At 69.2% G+C, this 18,513-nt stretch carries 17 protein-coding genes; 7 read left to right on the top strand and 10 right to left on the bottom strand.

Going from position 1 to position 18,513, the window contains the following annotated elements; genetic code table 11:
• Nucleotides 1-23: 23 nt before the first annotated feature.
• Nucleotides 24-281: a YlxR family protein gene (locus E3O49_RS05210; protein ID WP_134365421.1), complete on the bottom strand. Its 258-nt coding sequence runs from the start codon at nt 279-281 to the stop codon at nt 24-26.
• Between the two features lie 8 nt (nt 282-289).
• Entirely contained in the window at nt 290-1,300 is a 1,011-nt protein-coding gene (gene nusA / locus E3O49_RS05205) for a transcription termination factor NusA (protein ID WP_134365420.1), read from the bottom strand.
• A 157-nt stretch (nt 1,301-1,457) separates the two neighbouring features.
• On the opposite strand from nusA, the gene E3O49_RS05200 reads away from it, so the two are divergent.
• Nucleotides 1,458-2,285: a DUF1206 domain-containing protein gene (locus tag E3O49_RS05200; protein WP_134365419.1), complete on the top strand. Its 828-nt coding sequence runs from the start codon at nt 1,458-1,460 to the stop codon at nt 2,283-2,285.
• Between the two features lie 174 nt (nt 2,286-2,459).
• On the opposite strand, the gene E3O49_RS05195 is transcribed toward E3O49_RS05200, so the two are convergent.
• Nucleotides 2,460-4,211 (bottom strand): proline--tRNA ligase, encoded by a 1,752-nt coding sequence (locus E3O49_RS05195; protein ID WP_134451105.1) that lies wholly within the window; start codon nt 4,209-4,211, stop codon nt 2,460-2,462.
• Nucleotides 4,212-4,507: 296 nt separating this feature from the next.
• Entirely contained in the window at nt 4,508-5,668 is a 1,161-nt protein-coding gene (gene ispG, locus E3O49_RS05190; RefSeq protein ID WP_174235675.1) for a flavodoxin-dependent (E)-4-hydroxy-3-methylbut-2-enyl-diphosphate synthase, read from the bottom strand.
• A gap of 203 nt (nt 5,669-5,871) precedes the next feature.
• On the opposite strand from ispG, the gene E3O49_RS05185 reads away from it, so the two are divergent.
• Nucleotides 5,872-7,056: an acetyl-CoA C-acetyltransferase gene (locus tag E3O49_RS05185; RefSeq protein WP_134451096.1), complete on the top strand. Its 1,185-nt coding sequence runs from the start codon at nt 5,872-5,874 to the stop codon at nt 7,054-7,056.
• 341 nt (nt 7,057-7,397) lie between these two features.
• Here E3O49_RS05185 and E3O49_RS16825 read toward each other — a convergent pair whose 3' ends face one another.
• The 4 genes from E3O49_RS16825 to E3O49_RS05165 form a co-directional block, all read right to left on the bottom strand.
• Complete coding sequence (locus tag E3O49_RS16825; protein WP_198417469.1) at nt 7,398-7,751, bottom strand: SHOCT domain-containing protein; 354 nt, start codon at nt 7,749-7,751, stop codon at nt 7,398-7,400.
• A 177-nt stretch (nt 7,752-7,928) separates the two neighbouring features.
• Nucleotides 7,929-8,588, bottom strand: coding sequence for a response regulator transcription factor (locus tag E3O49_RS05175; RefSeq protein WP_134365417.1), 660 nt, complete (start codon nt 8,586-8,588; stop codon nt 7,929-7,931).
• On the bottom strand, nt 8,585-9,838 hold the full coding sequence (locus tag E3O49_RS05170) for a sensor histidine kinase (RefSeq protein ID WP_134365416.1): 1,254 nt from the start codon (nt 9,836-9,838) through the stop codon (nt 8,585-8,587). Before E3O49_RS05170 ends, E3O49_RS05175 begins: the two co-directional genes overlap by 4 nt.
• 257 nt (nt 9,839-10,095) lie before the next feature.
• Nucleotides 10,096-11,475 (bottom strand): M50 family metallopeptidase, encoded by a 1,380-nt coding sequence (locus tag E3O49_RS05165; RefSeq protein WP_198415950.1) that lies wholly within the window; start codon nt 11,473-11,475, stop codon nt 10,096-10,098.
• Between the two features lie 87 nt (nt 11,476-11,562).
• Here E3O49_RS05165 and E3O49_RS05160 point away from each other — a divergent pair, with 87 nt between their 5' ends.
• Genes E3O49_RS05160 through E3O49_RS05150 form a run of 3 tightly spaced genes read left to right on the top strand, consistent with a single transcriptional unit; the run spans nt 11,563 to nt 14,344 of the window.
• The gene (locus E3O49_RS05160) at nt 11,563-12,963 is read left to right on the top strand and encodes a serine/threonine-protein kinase (protein ID WP_370261662.1); all 1,401 of its coding nucleotides are present in this window, start codon (nt 11,563-11,565) and stop codon (nt 12,961-12,963) included.
• The gene (locus E3O49_RS05155; RefSeq protein ID WP_134365414.1) at nt 12,960-13,388 is read left to right on the top strand and encodes a hypothetical protein; all 429 of its coding nucleotides are present in this window, start codon (nt 12,960-12,962) and stop codon (nt 13,386-13,388) included. The genes E3O49_RS05160 and E3O49_RS05155 overlap by 4 nt, the downstream gene beginning before the upstream one ends.
• Nucleotides 13,389-13,414: 26 nt before the next feature.
• A complete protein-coding gene (locus E3O49_RS05150) occupies nt 13,415-14,344 on the top strand; it encodes an NAD-dependent epimerase/dehydratase family protein (protein ID WP_134365413.1) in 930 nt (309 codons plus the stop codon).
• 54 nt (nt 14,345-14,398) lie between these two features.
• Here the strand turns inward: E3O49_RS05150 and E3O49_RS05145 are convergent, their stop codons facing one another.
• Nucleotides 14,399-15,481 carry a 1-deoxy-D-xylulose-5-phosphate reductoisomerase gene (locus tag E3O49_RS05145; RefSeq protein WP_134365412.1) on the bottom strand — a complete coding sequence of 361 codons (1,083 nt, stop codon included), beginning with the start codon at nt 15,479-15,481 and terminating at the stop codon, nt 14,399-14,401.
• A gap of 111 nt (nt 15,482-15,592) precedes the next feature.
• Between E3O49_RS05145 and E3O49_RS05140 the strand changes: the two genes are divergently transcribed.
• A complete protein-coding gene (locus E3O49_RS05140; RefSeq protein WP_134365411.1) occupies nt 15,593-16,399 on the top strand; it encodes a lysophospholipid acyltransferase family protein in 807 nt (268 codons plus the stop codon).
• Nucleotides 16,400-16,482: 83 nt separating this feature from the next.
• Nucleotides 16,483-17,820, top strand: a complete 1,338-nt coding sequence (locus tag E3O49_RS05135) for an aminotransferase class III-fold pyridoxal phosphate-dependent enzyme (RefSeq protein ID WP_134365410.1) — start codon at nt 16,483-16,485, stop codon at nt 17,818-17,820.
• Nucleotides 17,821-17,999: 179 nt separating this feature from the next.
• Here the strand turns inward: E3O49_RS05135 and E3O49_RS05130 are convergent, their stop codons facing one another.
• Entirely contained in the window at nt 18,000-18,473 is a 474-nt protein-coding gene (locus E3O49_RS05130; protein WP_370261659.1) for an OsmC family protein, read from the bottom strand.
• Between the last annotated feature and the right edge of the window lie 40 nt (nt 18,474-18,513).

The raw sequence follows: 18,513 nt of genomic DNA, 5'->3' as shown, positions 1-18,513 counted from the left end.
CGGGTCTCATTTCGAGCCGCTCATTAGTTATCCATAAGCCTGTTCAGCCTGTTCTCTAGTTGTTTCGCGTCCAAAGAACTGGTCACGCGAAGGGCACGCCCGAAAGCGTGTCGCCGCTGTGCATCCTGGAAGCACGCGGTAGTGGGATGCAGCCACGCGCCTCGCCCAGACAGAGTGGCGGTTTCATCCACCACGAGTTCCGATTCTCGGGCTACAACCCTCAATAATGAGGACTGCGGAGCGCGCGAACGGCATCCAATGCACGTTCTAACGGGTTCCATCGTACCCCCTATTCGGCATCCTCCAGAATGCTGTCCGGCTGGATGTCGATTTTGGCACCCGTAAGCTTCGCCGCGAGGCGCGCATTCTGGCCTTCCTTGCCGATCGCCAGCGACAGCTGGTAGTCGGGCACGAGGGCGCGGACGGCCTTGATGGACTCATCGATCACATAGGCGCTGGTCACCTTCGCGGGCGACAGCGCGCTGGCCACGAAAGTGGCGAGGTCGGGCGAGTAGTCGACGATGTCGATCTTCTCGTTGTTGAGCTCCACGGTGACGGCTCGCACGCGCTGGCCGAGTTCGCCGATGCAGGCGCCCTTGGCGTTGACGCCGGGCTCGGTGGCGCGAACGGCCATCTTGGTGCGGTGGCCTGCTTCGCGGGCCAGCGACACGATCTCGACGACGCCGCTGGCGATCTCCGGGACCTCGAGGGCGAACAGGCGCCGCACCAGGGACGGGTGTGTGCGCGACACGGTGATCTGCGGGCCCTTCAGACCCTTGCCGACGGCCGTGACGTAGACGCGGATGCGCTGCCCGTGCACGTAGCTCTCGCTCGGCACCTGCTCCTCGGGCGGCAGGATCGCTTCGATCGTGCCCAGGTCGACGTGGATCATGCGCGGGTTCGGTCCCTGCTGGATGATCCCGGCGACGATCTCGCCCTCACGGCCCTTGAACTCGCCGAGCACGGCGTCGTCGGCCAGATCGCGCAGACGCTGGTTGATGACCTGCTTGGCCGCGAAGGCCGCGATGCGGCCGAAGTCGGTGGGGTTGTCGACGGCTTCGCCGACGACGTTGCCCTCTTCATCGTTTTCGGGCACAAAAATGTCGACGTGGCCGGTCTTGCGGTCGAGTACGACGCGCGCTTCCGGCTCTTCCTCGACGGCCTGCTTCGGAGCGTCACCCTGGTGGGTGTGCTTCTGATAGGCCGTCAGAATTGCTTGCTCAATAATCTGCACGAGTTCCTCGAAGGGAATCTCTTTCTCGCGCTCCATCTGCCGCAACACGCTGAGGTCGATGTCCATGGCCGGCCTCCTCTATTCAGATCTTGCCGCCGCGAAACTGCGCAGCGGGCTCTCCTATACGGTACCCGACTCCTCGGGTCCCCGTCACCCGGACCGGGGACGCCAGGCACGGAAACTGACCCTGCCCCGGCAATAGACTCGACGCTACGCTGGCCGGATGACACCCGAATCCGTTTCTGACAATGCCCAGGATGCAGCCCGAACCGTCGAAGGCAGCCGAACGTTCCAGCTGCTGGCCCGCGCCGGCTACGCGGTGAACGGCCTGCTGCACGTGATGATCGGCTCGATCGCGATCAGCGTGGCGACCGGCGCGGGCGCGGGCGGCGGTTCGGCAGACCAGTCGGGCGCGCTCGGTCAGCTCGCACGCACCCCGGGCGGCGTGTTCCTGCTGTGGACGGTGGTGATCGGCCTGGCCGCGCTCGGTCTCTGGTATCTGGTTCAGGCCTTCGTCGAACCCGCGCGCGACCCCAAGCGCAAGTGGGCCAAACGCGCCGTCCTGATCGGCAAGGGCGCCGTCTTCCTCCTGATCGCGGCCACGGCGCTCACGTTCGCGCGCGGCGCCTCGGCGAGTTCGTCCGAAACCGCCCGGGATTCCACGGCGACCCTGCTCGGGCTCCCGGGCGGGGTCATCCTGCTGTTCATCGGCGGTCTGGTCGTGCTCGGCATCGGGGCCGTCTTCGTCGTGCGCGGCGCCAGCCACAAGTTCACCGAGAGCATCACGGTGCCCCGCGGGGCGGCCGGCACGGCGGTGGTGGCACTCGGCACCGTGGGCTACAGCGCTGAGGGCATCGCGCTCGGCACCGTCGGCGTCCTCTTCGCGGTCGCGGCGTTCACGCACAACCCCGACAAGGCCACCGGCATGGACGGCGCGCTGAAGGCACTCGTCGCCCTGCCGTTCGGGGTCGCGATCCTGGTGGTGGTCGGCGCGGGCCTGATCGCCTACGGCTTGTACTGCTTCGCCCGGTCCCGGCTCGCCCGCCTCTGACGCACATCGAACGACAACGCACCTCGAACGACGGACATCACCGTCCGGGAAAGAGGCCGGCCGTGAACCAATTCGACGGAGATTCACCGCTAATTGCGGTTTTCCAGGGCGTTTTAGGCCAATGCGGCCAAAATCTCCGTCGAATTCGTTGGGGGCGTGAGAGGCTGCAGCGCCTCAGCTGAAGCTGGCGGTGACGTCGTCGACGGCCACCTGGGTGCGGTCCCCCGTGCGGCGGTCCCAGAGTTCGACGATGCCGTCGGCTGCCCCGCGGCCGACGATGACGATCTGCGGGATGCCGATCAGCTCGGCGTCGCCGAACTTGACCCCGGGCGACACCTTGCGGCGATCGTCGTAGAGAACCTCACGGCCGGTGGCCTCGATCGCAGCGACGACGGTCTGCGAGGTCTCGAAGACGACCTCGTCCCGGCCGGTGGCGATCACGTGAACGTCGAAGGGCGCCACGGTCGCGGGCCAGATCAGGCCCTTGGGATCGTTGTTCAGCTCGGCGATGGTCGCGAGAATGCGGGTGACGCCGATGCCGTAGGAGCCCATCGTGACCGTGACCAGCTTGCCGTTCTCGTCCAGAACCTTGAGTCCGAGCGCCTCCGCGTACTTGCGGCCGAGCTGGAAGACGTGCCCGATCTCCATGCCGCGGGCGAGTTCCACCGGGCCGGAGCCGTCGGGTGCGGGGTCTCCGGCGCGCACCTCTGCGGCCTCGATCGTGCCGTCGACGGCGAAGTCCCGTCCGGCGACGAGCCCGAAGACGTGGCGCCCGGCCTCGTTGGCGCCGGTGATCCACTCGGTGCCCTCGACGACGCGGGGGTCGACCACGAAACGGATACCGGTGGCCGACTTCTCGCCGAGCACCGCCCCGTTCGCGGACCAGGGTCCGATGTAGCCCTTGACCAGCCCGGGGAACTTGGCGAAGTCGGTTTCGTTCGCGGCCTCCACCTCGGCGGGGGCGACGGCGACCTCGACGCGCTTGAGGTCCACCTCACGGTCTCCGGGGAGACCGATCACGAGGAGCTCACGGCAGCCGTCGGGCTGAATCAGCGCGAGGACGACGTTCTTGAGGGTGTCCGCGCCGGTCCAGGCGCGGCCGTCGGGACGGGGGTGATCATCATTGGCGCGGTCGACCAGGGTCTGGATGGTGGGGGTGTCCGGGGTGTCGAACACCTCGGCGGCCGGGAAGCCGGCCCAGTCGATGGCGGGCGGAACGACCGTCTTGAACGCCTCGATGTTGGCCGCGTAGCCGCCGGCGGAACGCACGAAGGTGTCCTCGCCGACCGGCGTCGGGTGCAGGAATTCCTCGCTCTTGGAGCCTCCCATCGCGCCGGCGTCCGCCTGCACGATGACGTACTCAAGGCCCAGCCGGGTGAAGATGCGCTCGTAGGCGTCGCGCTGGGCCTGGTAGCTGGTGTCGAGGCCGGCATCCGTGTAGTCGAAGGAATAGGCATCCTTCATGGTGAATTCGCGCCCGCGCAGCAGACCGCCGCGGGACCGGGCCTCGTCGCGGTACTTGTCCTGGATCTGGAAGATCGACAGGGGCAGGTCCTTGTAGGAGCTGTACAGGTCTTTCACGAGCAGGGTGAAGACCTCTTCGTGGGTGGGCGCGAGGAGCATGTCGCTGCCCTTGCGATCCTGGAGCCGGAACAGGCCGTCGCCGTACTCGTCCCAGCGGCCCGTGATCTCGTAGGGCTCGCGCGGCAGCAGAGCCGGGAAATGCACCTCGAAGGCGCCGGCGGCGGCCATCTCCTCGCGCACGATCGTCTCGATCTTCGCCTTGACGCGCAGGCCGATCGGCAGCCATGCGAAGATTCCCGGGGCCTGACGGCGGATGTAACCGGCACGCACGAGCAGGCGGTGGCTGGCGACCTCGGCATCCGACGGGTCTTCGCGGAGGGTACGGAGGAAGTAGTTGGACATACGAATAGGCACGCACCTACTTTACGGCGCGCTGGCCGGCCCGACCGACGGGCGGCGGGCGGGCTGGCTGACTGGCCGGCATCGGGCCGGCGGGCGGATCCAAACATCGAGGGCGACGGATGCCCGTGGTGGACCCGGTGACGACTGAGCCAGCGTCCCTGCAGCAGTTCCGTCCCGAACGAATTCGACGGAGATTCTGCCGAAATCGGCCCTGAACCCTGCGAAACAGCAGTTTTACCGCAAAATCTCCGTCGAATTGGTTCGCCGCCGGCACGGTGCTGCGCTGATGAGCTCGGCTAGTTGGCGCCGACCGTCACGACCGGAGCGCCGAGGGAGTCCTCGCTCGGCGGCATCTCGGCGGCCATCCGATTGGCCTCCTCGATCAGGGTCGCCACGATCTCGGACTCCGGCACGGTCTTGATGACCTCGCCGCGCACGAAGATCTGGCCCTTGCCGTTGCCGGACGCGACACCGAGGTCGGCGTCCCGAGCCTCGCCCGGTCCGTTCACGACACAGCCCATCACCGCGACGCGCAGGGGCACGGTCATGCCCTCCAGACCATCGGTGACGTCGTTGGCAAGCTTGTACACGTCGACCTGGGCGCGGCCGCAGCTCGGGCAGGACACGATCTCAAGCTTGCGCTCACGCAGGTTCAGTGACTGCAGGATCTGCAGGCCCACCTTGATCTCCTCGGCCGGAGGCGCGCTCAGCGACACCCGGATGGTGTCTCCGATGCCCTCTCCGAGCAGGATCCCGAACGCCGTGGCGCTCTTGATGGTGCCCTGGAACGACGGTCCGGCCTCGGTGACGCCGAGGTGCAGGGGCCAGTCGCCGCGTTCCGCGAGCAGTCGGTAGGCCTTGACCATGATCACCGGGTCGTTGTGCTTGACGGAGATCTTGAAGTCGTGGAAGTCGTGCTCCTCGAACAGGCTCGCTTCCCAGACCGCGCTCTCGACGAGAGCCTCCGGGGTGGCCTTGCCGTACTTCTGCAGCAGGCTCGGCTCGAGCGAGCCCGCGTTGACGCCGATCCGGAGGGAAACGCCGGCGGCTTTGGCCGCGGCGGCGATCTTGCCCACCTGGTCGTCGAACTTGCGGATGTTGCCGGGGTTGACCCGCACGGCGGCGCAGCCGGCGTCGATCGCCGCGAACACGTAGCTCGGCTGGAAATGAATGTCGGCGATCACCGGGATCTGGCTCTTCTTGGCGATGATCGGCAGGGCCTCGGCATCGTCCCGGCTCGGCACCGCGACGCGCACGATGTCGCATCCTGATGCCGTCAATTCGGCGATCTGCTGGAGGGTGCCGTTGATGTCGGTCGTCGGCGTCGTCGTCATCGACTGCACGCTGACGCGGGCGTCACCGCCGACGAGCACCTTGCCGACCTTGATCTGACGCGACTTGCGACGCGGAGCGAGTACTTCAGGTACTTTGGGCATTCCCAGGTTGATTGCAGCCACGGCAACATTCTAGATGAGCCGGCTGGTTCTTTCCGGGGCTGAGGATTTCTCCCCTCTGACCAGCGTCGTCCGTGCCCGCGCCATGTCCCGGCCGGGTCCCGCCCCTCGCCCGAACGTCGGCGATACTGTCAGGAGAGACGACGAACACCAGGCCGGCGGCAAGCCGGAACACGATCAGAGAACACGAAGACAAAGGAGTCATCATGAGCGACATCGAAGTGGTCATCCTCGCGGGCTCGCGCACGCCCCAGGGCCGCGTCAACGGCCAGCTGTCCGCCCTGACCGCCGTGCAGCTGGGGACCGCCGCCATCGTCGGAGCCCTCGCGCGCGCCGGCGTGGCCGCCGACGAGGTCGACGCCGTACTGATGGGCCAGGTGCTCCAGGCTGGCTGCGGCCAGAACCCGGCCAGGCAGAGTTCCATCGGTGCCGGCATCCCCTGGAACGTGCCGGCGATGACGGTGAACAAGGTCTGCCTCTCCGGGCTGGCGGCGATCATCGACGCGGCCCGGCTCATCCGTCTGAACGAAGCGGATGTCGTCGTGGCCGGCGGGCAGGAATCCATGTCTCGGGCCCCGCACCTGCTGCCCGGCTCGCGCCAGGGCTGGCCGTTCGGCAGCGTCACCGTGCTGGACCACGCCGCGCACGACGGGCTCACGGATGCCTTCGACGGTTTGTCGATGGGGCTCTCCACCGAACACGTCAACACCACCCTCGGCATCGGGCGCGCCGACCAGGACGCCATCGCGGCCGCCTCACACCAACGCGCAGCCGCGGCCGCCGAGGCCGGCCTGCTCGACGGCGAGATCACGCCGATCAGCGTTCCGCAGCGCAAGGGTGAGCCGCTTCTGGTCTCCACCGACGAGGGCGTGCGGGGCAACAGCACTCCGGAGTCGCTGGGGCGCCTGCGCCCGGTCTTCGCCGCGGACGGCACCGTCACCGCCGGCAACTCGTCGCCGCTCAGTGACGGGGCGAGCGCCGTGGTGCTGAGCAGCCGCCGCTGGGCTGAGGACCACGGGCTGAGCTGGCTGGCCGTCGTGGAGGCATCCGGTCAGGTCGCCGGGCCGGACAACTCGCTGCACTCGCAGCCCGCGAATGCGATCATGCACGCACTCGACCGGCAGGGCTGGGCGGCCGGGGACCTCGACCTGGTCGAGATCAACGAGGCATTCGCCGCGGTGGCGCTCGAGTCCACCCGGGAGCTCGGTATCTCAGCCGACCGCGTCAACATCCACGGCGGCGCCATCGCGATCGGCCACCCGATCGGGGCGTCGGGGGGCCGGCTGGCCCTGCACGCGGCACTCGAACTCGCCCGTCGCGGCAGCGGCAAGGCGGCCGTCGCGCTCTGTGGCGGCGGCGGCCAGGGCGACGCGCTGCTGCTGTCCCGCTAGCGCCCCTTCTGCCGGTCGGCGGGCCTGCGCGTCGGCTCGTCTGCTCGTCGGCTCGTCTGCTGGTTTGCTGGTTTGCTGGCGCGGCTCCCGCGAACGCATTCGACGGAGATTCTGCCGAAATCGGGCCAAAACGGCCCGAAATTCTGTTTTTAGAGCAGTATCTCCGTCGAATTGGTTCAACGCCGGGCCCGCACGACGCCGGGCCCCAGCCCAGCAGGCGCCCTGGCGCGAGACGGTAACTCAGAGTGCCCGTTCCGGTCGAGAGTTCCCGGCGGAACGGGCACTCTCGACCGGAAAGTTAACCCTCGGCGATCTGCGCGGGCGGGGACCGTGGGGCGGGGCTACTGGGGCGGAGCGACCGGGGCGTCCGGGCGGTTGGCCCGGAGCACCTCGAGGCGCGCCCGGTACTCGACCTCGTCGATGTCACCCTGCGCGAACCGTTCGGCCAGGGTCTTCTCGGCGCTGCTGGTGTCGCCGGCGACCGGCCAGCCAGGACGGGCGCCGTAGCCGGAACCGGCGGGGCTGGCCATTCCCCGGCGCCAGCGACGTCCGAACAGGGCGAACAGGAGCCCCAGCAGGAGGAGCCCGAACAGCGGAAGCAGGACGAGCAACCAGATCATCCCGCCGCCGTGGCCGGGACCCCCGCCGTAGCCGGGCTGGGCGGCAAGCGCGGTGAGCACTGCAGTGGAGAGCATGAGGAGTCCATTCTGTGGCGATTCGGTTCTGTGGCGATTCGGTGGCGGTCCGCCGGGAGTCCGACGAGACCGATACCCCAGTGTCGCCGTGGCCGGGCTGACGCGAATCCGCCGGGCGGAGGCACTTCGCGTCCACCCGGGGGTGTGCGCATCCGTTGACCGGCCCGCCGGAACCGCCTACTGACCCGAGCCCACCAGCCCCGCCTCGTACGCGATGATCACGAGCTGCACCCGGTCGCGGGCCGCGAGTTTGCTCATGATGCGCGACACGTGCGTCTTCGCGGTGAGCGGGCTGAGGAAGAGCCGCGGCCCGATCTCGGTGTTGGTCAGGCCGCGGCCGACCAGCCCGAGCACCTCTCGTTCGCGACCGGTCAGCCTCGCGAGCAGCGTCTCGTCGTGCGGGTCGCGGAGGTCCGGCCCCAGGCGTTCCAGCAGCCGGCGGGTCACGCCGGGCGAGAGCAGCGCGTCCCCGGCCGCGGCGACACGCACAGCGCGGATCAGCTCGGTCGGCTCGGTGTCCTTGACCAGGAAGCCGCTGGCCCCGGCGCGGATGGCCTGGGCCACGTACTCGTCCAGCTCGAAGGTGGTGACGATCACGATGTGCGTGGCGGCGAGAGCAGGGTTCTCGGTGATGCGTTCGGTGGCCCACAGGCCGTCACCGCCGGGCATCCGGATGTCCATCAGCACCACGTCGGGCCGGTGCCGGGTGACCTGCTCGACCGCCTCGGGACCGGTCGCCGCCTCGGCCACCACCTCGAGGTCGGGTTCGGACTCGAGCAGGGCCCGGAATCCCGCCCGGATCAACTGCTGGTCGTCGGCGATGACGACCCGGATCACCGGGTCCTCCCCAGCGGCAGGCGCGCCTCGACCTCGAACCCATCGCCCGAGGGCGAGACCCGCAGGGTGCCGCCGAGCAGTTCGGCGCGCTCGCGCATTCCGAGCAGGCCGCCGCCGGGGGTGATCGGGGCGTCGGCCTGCCCGAGGCCGTCGCCATCCGTCACCGTCAGCACGGCGTCGCCGCCGTCCACGGCCAGGCGCACGGCCGCGGAGCGCGTCGGCGCGTGCCGCAACACATTTGTGAGCGCCTCCTGGCAGATCCGGTACAGGGCCAGCTGGGTGGCCGCGCCGGCCGCCTCGGCGACGGGGCCGAGCTCGCCGGCCAGCTCCACGCGCATCCCCTGGTTGCGGAAGGACTCGATCAGCGCGGGCAACCGGTCGAGGTCCGGTTCGGGAGCAAGGGGCGCGGAGTTCTCCTCCGAGACGTCGGACCGAAGGATGCCGAGCACCGTGCGCACCTCGTCGAGGGCGTTCTTGCTCGTGGCCTTGATGCTGGCCAGCGACTCGGCGGCCCGGTCCGGCTGGCTGTCGAGCAGGTGCAGGGCGACCCCGGCCTGCACGTTGATCTGGGAGAGCGAGTGCGCGAGCACGTCGTGCAGTTCCCGGGCGATCCGAACCCGCTCGCGCTGCTCGGCCGTTTGCCGCCGCGCGACCGCGGTGCGGCGCAGGGTGCTGATCCGGTCGCGGCGGGAGCGCAGCCACTCACCCAATCCCATCAGCGCGGCCAGCACGAGCGTCGTGAACGCGATCCGGGCCGGCTGCAGCGGGAAATCGAGAATCCCGGCGAGCCCGATGGTGGCCACCCAGACGGCGGCGACCGAGGAGTACACCCAGACCCGGGCGCCGCGAAGGATGCCGAGCACGACCGCGAAGGCCAGCGCCACGTAGGGCAGCCCGATGTCAGGACGCACCAACACCAGCGCTCCTCCGGCCGCGGCGGCGACGGCCGCGACCGGGCCGGGAAAACGGCGGGCGCCGATCAGGGCCAGTGGGCCGATCAGCGCGAGGCCCACGGCAAGGAACCAGTCGTCCGGGAGGTGGGGCTCCGCGCCGGGGAAACGCCGCCCGGGGTGTCCGGGCTCTGACGCCGACCCGCGGAGAGCGAGGATGGCGACCGTGGGCACCTGCACCAGGAAGGAGATGACGACAGGGATCCACACCCTGCCGATGATCGGAACCCGGGTTTCGTCGCCGCCGGCGCGACCCCGATCGTCGTCGTACCACGGAGCGTCGGAATCCCAGTGCTGCATCTTCCGATCGTAGTTCCGGAGCGCCCCTGCTTCGTCCGCCGACGGGCCCGGCCGGCGTACTCCGCCGGGAGTAGGCCGCTATAGCGTCCGGGGCCCTGCGGCCCGCTGCTCGCGCCCTGCTCTCTGCGCCCCCGCGCCCCTAACCAATTCGACGGAGATATTGCCCGAAACGGCCCGAAAACGCCGAAATACCGCTTTTAGGGCAAAATCTCCGTCGAATTGGTTCACCGCACCTCGGAGCGAGCGGGTCAGGCGGGTCAGCCGAAGAGGTTGATGGGCTTGACGATGTCGGCGTAGATGAGGAGCAGGCTCATGCCGCCGAGCACGATCACGACCGCGAACGTCAGCGGCATCAGCCGGGCAGTGTCGACGGGGCCCGGGTCGGGGCGCTTGAACAGCCGGGCGACCCAGCGACGCAGGCCCTCCCAGAGCGCGCCGGCCACGTGCCCACCGTCCAGCGGCATCAGCGGGATCAGGTTGAACACGAACAGGGCCACGTTGAGGGAGGCCAGAAGACCCAGCAGGCTGGCGATCTTGCTGGCCACCGGGATCGTGTCGATGCTGGCGATCTCGCCGGCGACGCGGCCGACGCCGACCACGCTGATCGGGCCGTTGGGGTCGCGCTCCCCCGGTCCGAAGGCGGCGTTTGCGATATCGACCATGCGCTGGGGCAGGTTGGCGATCATGTGCACGACGGCGCCGATGTTGTCGCCCACCGCCGGCAGCACGGCGGTCGCCGGCTGCTGCACGAGTTCGCCGGCGGGGCCGATCCCGACGAAGCCGACCTCCTGGGTGACCGCCTTGCCGGCGGAATCCTTCTCGACCTTGCCGGCGGCATCCGTCACGTACCGCTCGGTGAGTTTCGGGGTGATGGTGAGGTTCAGCGGGGAACCGTCTCGCTCGACGATGACGGTGAGGGGGGTGCCGGGCGACTCACGGATGATCGCGGTCGACTGGTCCCAGCTCGTGATGGCGGCGCCGTCGATGCTGACGAGCCGGTCGCCGGGCTGGAGGCCGGCCGCGGCGCCGGGGGCCTTCTCGTCGGTCGGTTCGCAGGCCTGGCGGGTGCTCGTGGCCGGCAGCACGCACTGGGACACGCTGCCGACGGTGGTGCTCGCCTGCGCCGTGCCGAAGCCCATGAGCAGGATCGCGAACAGCACGACCGCGATCAGCAGGTTCATCGTGGGGCCGCCGAGCATGATGATGACGCGTTTGAAGACGGGCAGGCGGTAGAACGCGCGGTGGTCCTCGCCCTCGCCGATGGTATCGGCGCTGGACTGGCGGGCATCGTCGACCATGGTCGACAGGGCGCTCTGCTTCTTCTCGGGCGCGCCCTCCTGGACCAGCTGTTTGAAGAAGCCGGTGCTGGATGCCTGCACCTTGCCGCCCTTTTTGGCCGGCGGGAACATGCCGATCATCGCTATGTACCCGCCGAGCGGCACGGCTTTCACCCCGTATTCGGTCTCGCCCTTGCGGCGGGACCAGAGCGTGGGACCGAAGCCGATCATGTATTGGGTGACCTTGACCCCGAAGGCTTTGGCCGGGAGCAGGTGGCCGATCTCGTGCAGGCCGATGGACAGGGCAAGGCCGATCACGACGACGACGACGCCCAATATGTACAGCAGCACGGTTTCCACAGTCGTAGATTACCCACACCATCCTGCGAGGGCGCTGGCCGTTCCCCCTGAGAGGTGTGGTTTGCTTGACCCAACGGATCCCTCTCACTGCGCGGATCCACCGGGAGGTCCCCTCTGTCCACGCAACACACCGTCGGTCCCATTGGCGTCAGCCTGGCCGACCGCTTTCGCATCGACGCCCTCCTCGGCACCGGGGGGATGGCGGCCGTCTACCGCGCCACCGACCTGTACTTGGGACGCACCGTGGCCGTGAAGCTGTTCCGGCTGGACGCGGCCGACGACGCCGGTCCCGAACGCCAGAGCGGCGAGGTCACCGTGCTCGCGAGCCTCAACCACTTCGCGCTGGTGACCCTCTTCGATGCCGGCACGGCCGTGATCGACGGCGTCTCACGCACGTTCATCGTGATGGAACTCGTCGACGGCACCGATCTGCGCAGCCGGATCGCCTCCGGGCCCCTGCACCCGGACGAGGTCGCCGCGATGGGCGCCGACCTGGCCGAGGCGCTGCACTACGTGCATGCGCGCGGAATCATCCACCGTGACATCAAACCGGCGAACGTGCTGCTGGCGCCCTCGGGGTTCCCCGGCCGGGCCATGCACGCCAAACTCGCCGACTTCGGCATCGCCCGCCTCTTCGACGCGACCCGGCTCACGGCGACCGGGTCGCTGCTGGGTACCGCCGGCTACCTCAGCCCCGAGCAGGCGCTCGGAACGACGATCGGGCCGCCCAGCGACGTCTACTCGCTGGGCCTCGTGCTGCTCGAATGCCTGACCGGTGAGCGCGCCTTCACCGGAACCGCGATCGAATCGGCGATGGCCCGGCTGCAGCGCCAGCCCGAAATCCCGGCCGAGCTGGGCCTGGCCTGGGCCGAGGTCCTGGGCGGAATGACGAGCCGGGAGCCCGCCGACCGGCTGAGCTCGGAGGACGCGGCCGTGCAGTTGCGCCGCCTGGCCACCGCAGAGGCCCAGACGGATGCGACGGCCCTCACCGAGGTCATGGGGGCCAACGGAATCACGGCCGCCACGGAAATTCTGCCGACGCCGGAGACGCTCGACCCCACCATGGTCCTCGCGGCCGAAGGCGCCAACGACCCCACCGAGCTCCTCGGCGCCACGGAACGCCTCGAGAGCACGGAACGCCTCGAGAGCACGGAACGCCTCGATCCGACCAGGGTGTTCGCGGCCGAGGCTCCCGACCCGACTCTGGTCTTCGCCGCCACGAAGGTCATGCCGGCCCCGGGCCGGGATGAGCCCACCGAGTTCCTCACCGCAGCGCACCCCCGCGGTGACGCACCCTCCCCCGCCCTGCCCCGCAGCAGGCGCAGACTGGTGATCGGGGTCGTCGTGGCAGCCGCGGCCATCCTGCTCGCCGTCGTGGTCTTCTCCCCCCGTGCGGCCGAACCCAGCGCGCCACCGGCCAGCTACCCGGCCGTCGACGGGCCACTCGGCACCCACCTCCAGCAGCTCCAGGAAAGCCTGACGCCATGACGCACGGCCCCCGCTTGACCCTCGCCCTGGCCACGGTGTTCCTGGTCGCCGCCACCCTGACCGGATGCTCGAACACGCCCCCGGCGCTGGACCCGGCAATCGCCGGAAAGCTGCAGTCCGGCGTGCAGGAAGTGAGCACCGACGCCGCAGCCGGTGACTTCGAAGGCGCCAAATCCGCACTCGTCGCGGTGCAGGCCGACCTGCTGACCGCAGCCGCGGCCGGCCAGGTCACCGCCGAGCGTTCGGCGCAGGTGCAATCCGCCCTCAACGTCGTCTCGGCCGACCTCGATGCGGCGATCATCGCCAGCAAGCCGGAGCCGACCGTGGCTCCCGCGCCGGCCGCCACCGCCGACCCCGGACAGGACACGGGGAAGGACAACGGGAAAGACACGTGTAAGAAGAAGGACGACAACTGCGACGACTAGCGTCGGCGGCGAATCCAGGAGGTCCCATGCCCCAGCAGCTCGTAGTCGGCGCCGGTATGATCGGCCGCCCGCTCGCCGAACGGCTTGCCGCGCGCGGGGACCAGGTCTCCATCGCCACCCGGTCGGGGGCAGCGGCCGCCGGAGCCGAGTCGGTCGTGCTCAATGCCGGTGATCCCACGGCCTTCAGCCGGGCCGCCGCGGGGGCCTCGACCATCTTCCTCTGCACCAATCCCCGCTACACCGACTGGCCCAGCCAGTGGCCGCCGGTGATAGATGCGGCGATCAAGGCGGCGACGGCGTCCGGGGCTGCCCTGGTCGTGATGGGCAACCTCTACCCGTACGGCCTGCCCGACGGGCCGATGACCGAGCATTCCCCCGAGACCACGACCGAGACGAAGGGTGTGGTGCGCCGTGAGGGCTGGCGGCTCGTACGCGAAGCCCACGAACGAGGCGAGATCAAGGCCGTCGAGGTGCGCGCGAGCGACTACTTCGGCCCGGATGTCGTCGGCACGGCCCATCTCGGAGACCGGTTCTTCACGGCGATCCTGGGCTCGAAAACGGCGAGGGTCGTCGGCCTGCCAGGCCTGGTGCACAGCTGGAGCTACCTGCCGGACATCGTGACCACCCTGGTGGCCGCGTCCGACCGTGCGGGCGACTGGGGCCGGCTCTGGCATGTGCCGAGCGCCGCGATCAGCCGCTCCGAGATCGCCGACCAGCTGAACCGCCGCTACGGCAGTCGGGGCCGGGTGCGCGGCTACCCCCAGTTGCTGCTGCGCTCCCTCGGTGCGATGAACCCGATGATGCGCGAGATCTGGGCCTCGAGCTACCAGTTCCTGGTGCCCTATCTGATCGATTCCACCGAGACCGAGCGCGAACTGGGCGTCTCCGCGACCCCGTGGGCGCAGGCACTTCGCACGACCGCGGAGAGCTACCGGCGGCCCGGCGCCGCGACCTGAGCCGCGGCATCCGTCACCGTGTCGCAGTGAGCGTGCCTGCGGCCGGGCTCGCCGTCAGCCGGCGATGAGCGCGTCGGCCGCGGCCCGCGCCCAGACCTCGGCCGCGGCGAGCGACTCGCGGGTGAGCGGGCCGTCCTGCTCGTGCGCCTCGACGACCCGCTGGATGGTGTCGACGATGCCGAGGAAGCCGATGGCGCCCGCATGGAACGCCGCGACCGCCTGCTCGTTGGCCGCGTTGAACACGGCCGGGTAGGTCGATCCCGCACGCCCCACCTGTTTGGCCAGGTCGACCGCCGGGAAGGCCGCGGTGTCGAGGGGTTCGAAGGTCCAGCTGTGCGGGGTGGTCCAGTCGATCGGCACGCCGACCGCAGAGACGCGGTTCGGCCAGAACAAGCCCAGGGAGATGGGCAGGCGCATGTCGGGCGGTGAGGCCTGGGCGATCGTGGACCCGTCGATGAACTCGACCATGGAATGCACCACCGACTGCGGGTGCACGACCACGTCGATGTGCTCGTACCCGACGTCGAAGAGCAGATGCGCCTCGATCACCTCGAGGCCCTTGTTGACGAGCGTCGCGGAGTTCGTGGTGACCACCGGGCCCATGTCCCAGGTGGGGTGGGCGAGTGCCTCCGCCGGGGTGACACCCGCCAGCTGACCCCGGCTGCGACCGCGAAACGGCCCCCCGGATGCCGTCAGCACCAGGCGCCGCACCTCACGGGCAGTGCCGGAGCGCAGTGCCTGGGCGATGGCGGAGTGCTCGGAGTCGACGGGCACGATCTGCCCCGGCGCCGCCAGGGACTTCACCAGGTCTCCGCCGACGATCAACGATTCCTTGTTGGCCAGCGCGAGGGTTCGCCCGGCCCGCAGCGCGGCGAGGGTCGGCCCGAGACCCACCGAACCGGTGATGCCGTTGAGCACGACGTCGGCCTCCACATCGCGCACCAGCTGTTCGGCCTCGTCGGCGCCGAGCGCCGTGTGCTCGACCTCGAACTCGGCCGCCTGCTCGTCGAGCATGGTGCGATTGGTGCCCGCGGACAGCCCGACCACCTCGAACCAGCTGGGATTCCGCTTGATCACGTCGAGGGCCTGGGTTCCGATCGAGCCGGTGGACCCGAGAATAACTACTCGTCTGCGCACCTTTCCATGTTACGTCCGGGAGCCCGGTCCGCCCAGAGCCCCGGGCCCCCGGCCGGGGCGCGCGACGCCGTCCTTTCGTGGCGGGCGGCACCGTGGCGGTAGGGTCGTCGGATGACCGGTGCCAAGGACGAAGCTCACGACGAACCCCAGGACAAGCCTCACGTCGAACCGGTCGCCGATGAACCGGAAGCCACGAAACGGCCCGGATTCGTCTATTTCCTCGGCTACGGCATCATGGCGCCGATCGCCCGGCTGGTCTTCCGTCCCACCATCACCGGGCGCGAGAACATCCCCCGGACCGGTCCCGTCATCCTCGCCAGCAACCACCTGTCCTTCATCGACAGCATCGTGATTCCGCTGTCTGCGCCGCGGCGCGTGCAGTTCCTGGCCAAGTCCACCTATTTCACCGGCACGGGTTTCAAGGGCTGGGTCTGCCGCACCTTCTTCACCTCGATCGGCGCGGTCGGAGTCGAGCGCGGGGCCGGGCAGGCGGCGCAGGATGCCCTGGACGCCGGGCGCAGCATCCTGGAGTCCGACAGCGCCTTCGCGATCTATCCGGAGGGGACCCGGTCTCTCGACGGCCGTCTGTACAAGGGGCGCACGGGGGTGGCCTGGCTGGCTCTCACCACCGGAGCGGTCGTCGTGCCCGTCGGGCTGATCGGCACGCAGGAAATCCAGCCGGTCGGGGCGAGGTTTCCCCGCATCCGCAAGGTCACCGTGGCCTTCGGCGAGCCCCTCGACCTGCGTCGCCACGGCTCCCCCGAGTCCGGCAAGGCCCGGCGCGCCGCGACCGACGAGGTCATGGCCGCCATCCACTCCCTGTCCCATCAGGAACTGGCCGGCAAGTACAACGAATCGCCGCCGTCCGGCACGCTGCAGAAGCTCGCCGACCGCGTCTTCCCGCGCGAACGCGTCTGACTCCGGCTGCCGTCCGGGCCCGTCTCGCCGCTCTCCGGCCGGTCGGAAACACCGCGGAAATGGGCGCGACCTAAGCTGGAGTCATGTCTGCAGAGTATTCGGTACCCCAAAAACGCAAACTCGTCACGGCCCTCCCCGGCCCCAAATCGGTCGAATTGCAGGAACGTCGCCTGCGCTCGGTGTCTCGCGGCGCCGGCACGCTGGTCAATATCTACATGGATCACGGAGCCGGCGCGATCCTCGTTGACGTGGACGGCAACCAGATCATCGACCTCGGTTGCGGCATCGGCGTGACCACCATCGGCCACGCGAACCAGGACGTGGCCGCGGCCGCCGCCGCGCAGGCCGCCAAGCTCACGCACACCCTGTTCACAGTCACTCCCTACGAGAACTACGTAGCGGTCGCCGAGAAGCTCGCCGAGATCACCCCCGGTGACTTCGAGAAGCGCTCCGTCCTGGTGAACACCGGCGCCGAAGCCGTCGAGAACGCCGTGAAGATCGCCCGCAAGTTCACCGGCCGTCGCGCCATCGTGGCGCTCGACCACGCCTTCCACGGCCGCACCAACCTGACCATGGCGATGACCTACCGCCCCTGGCCGGAACGAGCCGGCATGGGACCCTTCCCCGGCGAGATCTACAGCGTGCCGACCAGCTACCCCTACCGAGACGGCCTGACCGGTGAAGAAGCCGCCGAGAAGACCATCGACTACATCAACACCCACATCGGCGCCTCCGAGATCGCAGCCTTCTTCATCGAGCCGATCCAGGGCGACGGCGGCATCGTCATCCCCGCCCCCGGCTACTTCAAGCGGCTGAGCGAATTCTGCACAGAGAACGGCATCGTCTTCGTCTCCGACGAGATCCAGGCCGGCATCGCCCGCACCGGCACCTGGTACGCCATCGAGCACCACGGCGTCGTGCCCGACCTGGTCACAACGGCCAAGGGCATCGCCGGCGGATTCCCGCTGGCCGCGGTCACCGGCCGCGCCGATATCATGGATTCCGTGCAGCCCGGCGGAATCGGCGGCACCTTCGGCGGCAACCCGGTCTCCACCGCGGCGGCCCTCGCGGTCTTCGACCTGATCGAGCGCGATGACCTCCTCGGCGAGGCGCAGCGGGTCGAGAAGGCGCTCTGGGCGCGCATCGGCGACTGGCCCCAGCGGTTCTCCGTCGTCGGCGACGTGCGCGGTAAGGGCGCCATGTTCGGCGTGGAGCTCGTGCACCCCGGCACGACCACGCCGTACCCCGAGGCACTCACCGCCATCATCAAGCACGCCACCACCAACGGTGTAATCGTGCTGGATGCCGGCAGCTGGGACTCCGTGCTGCGCATCATGCCGTCAGTCGTCATCTCCGAGGAACTGATCGACGACGCCGCCACCGTAATCGAGGAGACCCTCGCCGCCCTGTCCGGCCTGTAGTCCCTTCCGGCGCGGCCTCCCCCGGTCGCCTCTCCCGGTCGTGTCACCCCGTCACCCCGTCGCATCCGTTCGCCGAGCCGTGAGTTTCGCCCCATTTTCTTGAAAAAATGGGAGTCAAGCTCACGGCTCGGCGGGTGGTGGCTCGGCGCTTGGTGGGCGGGTGGTGGGCGCGTGGTGGCTTAGTGGGTGACGGCTACCGTGACCGGTTGGTGCGTGACCGGGAAGTTTACGGATGCGCCGATGAAGCACAGGCGCGCCGCCTCGGCGTGCAGGGACTGGGCGAGTTCCAACTGGCCGGGATCGGAAACCGTCACCTGCGGGCGGAGGATCGCCTCGGTGAAGCGGCCGCCGCCATCCGGGGTCTGCACCATCGAGCCGACCGCGTCATCCGTGTAGGCGACAACGGTGACGCCGTACCGGACCGCCACGTGCAGGAACGACAGCAGGTGGCACTCGCTCAGGGCCGCGAGCAGCAGTTCCTCCGGATTCCACCGGTCTGCGTTCCCATGGAAGCTGCGGTCGGCCGATGCGCTGATCGGCTCCTTGCCGGCCGCCTCGATCAGGTGTTCCCGGCCGTAGTCGCGATAGCCGCTGGTGCCGGTGCCCCGGTTGCCGGTCCAGGCGACACTCACGGCGTAGCGATGTGCACCGATCACGGCGCCTCCTTTTGGATTCTGAAGCAGACCTCAAGCC

This window comes from Cryobacterium shii, from assembly GCF_004402595.1.
GTDB classification, from domain to species: Bacteria; Actinomycetota; Actinomycetes; order Actinomycetales; family Microbacteriaceae; genus Cryobacterium; species Cryobacterium shii.
The sequence above is the reverse complement of the archived record's forward strand: the minus strand, read 5'-3'. Positions and strand labels throughout refer to the sequence as shown.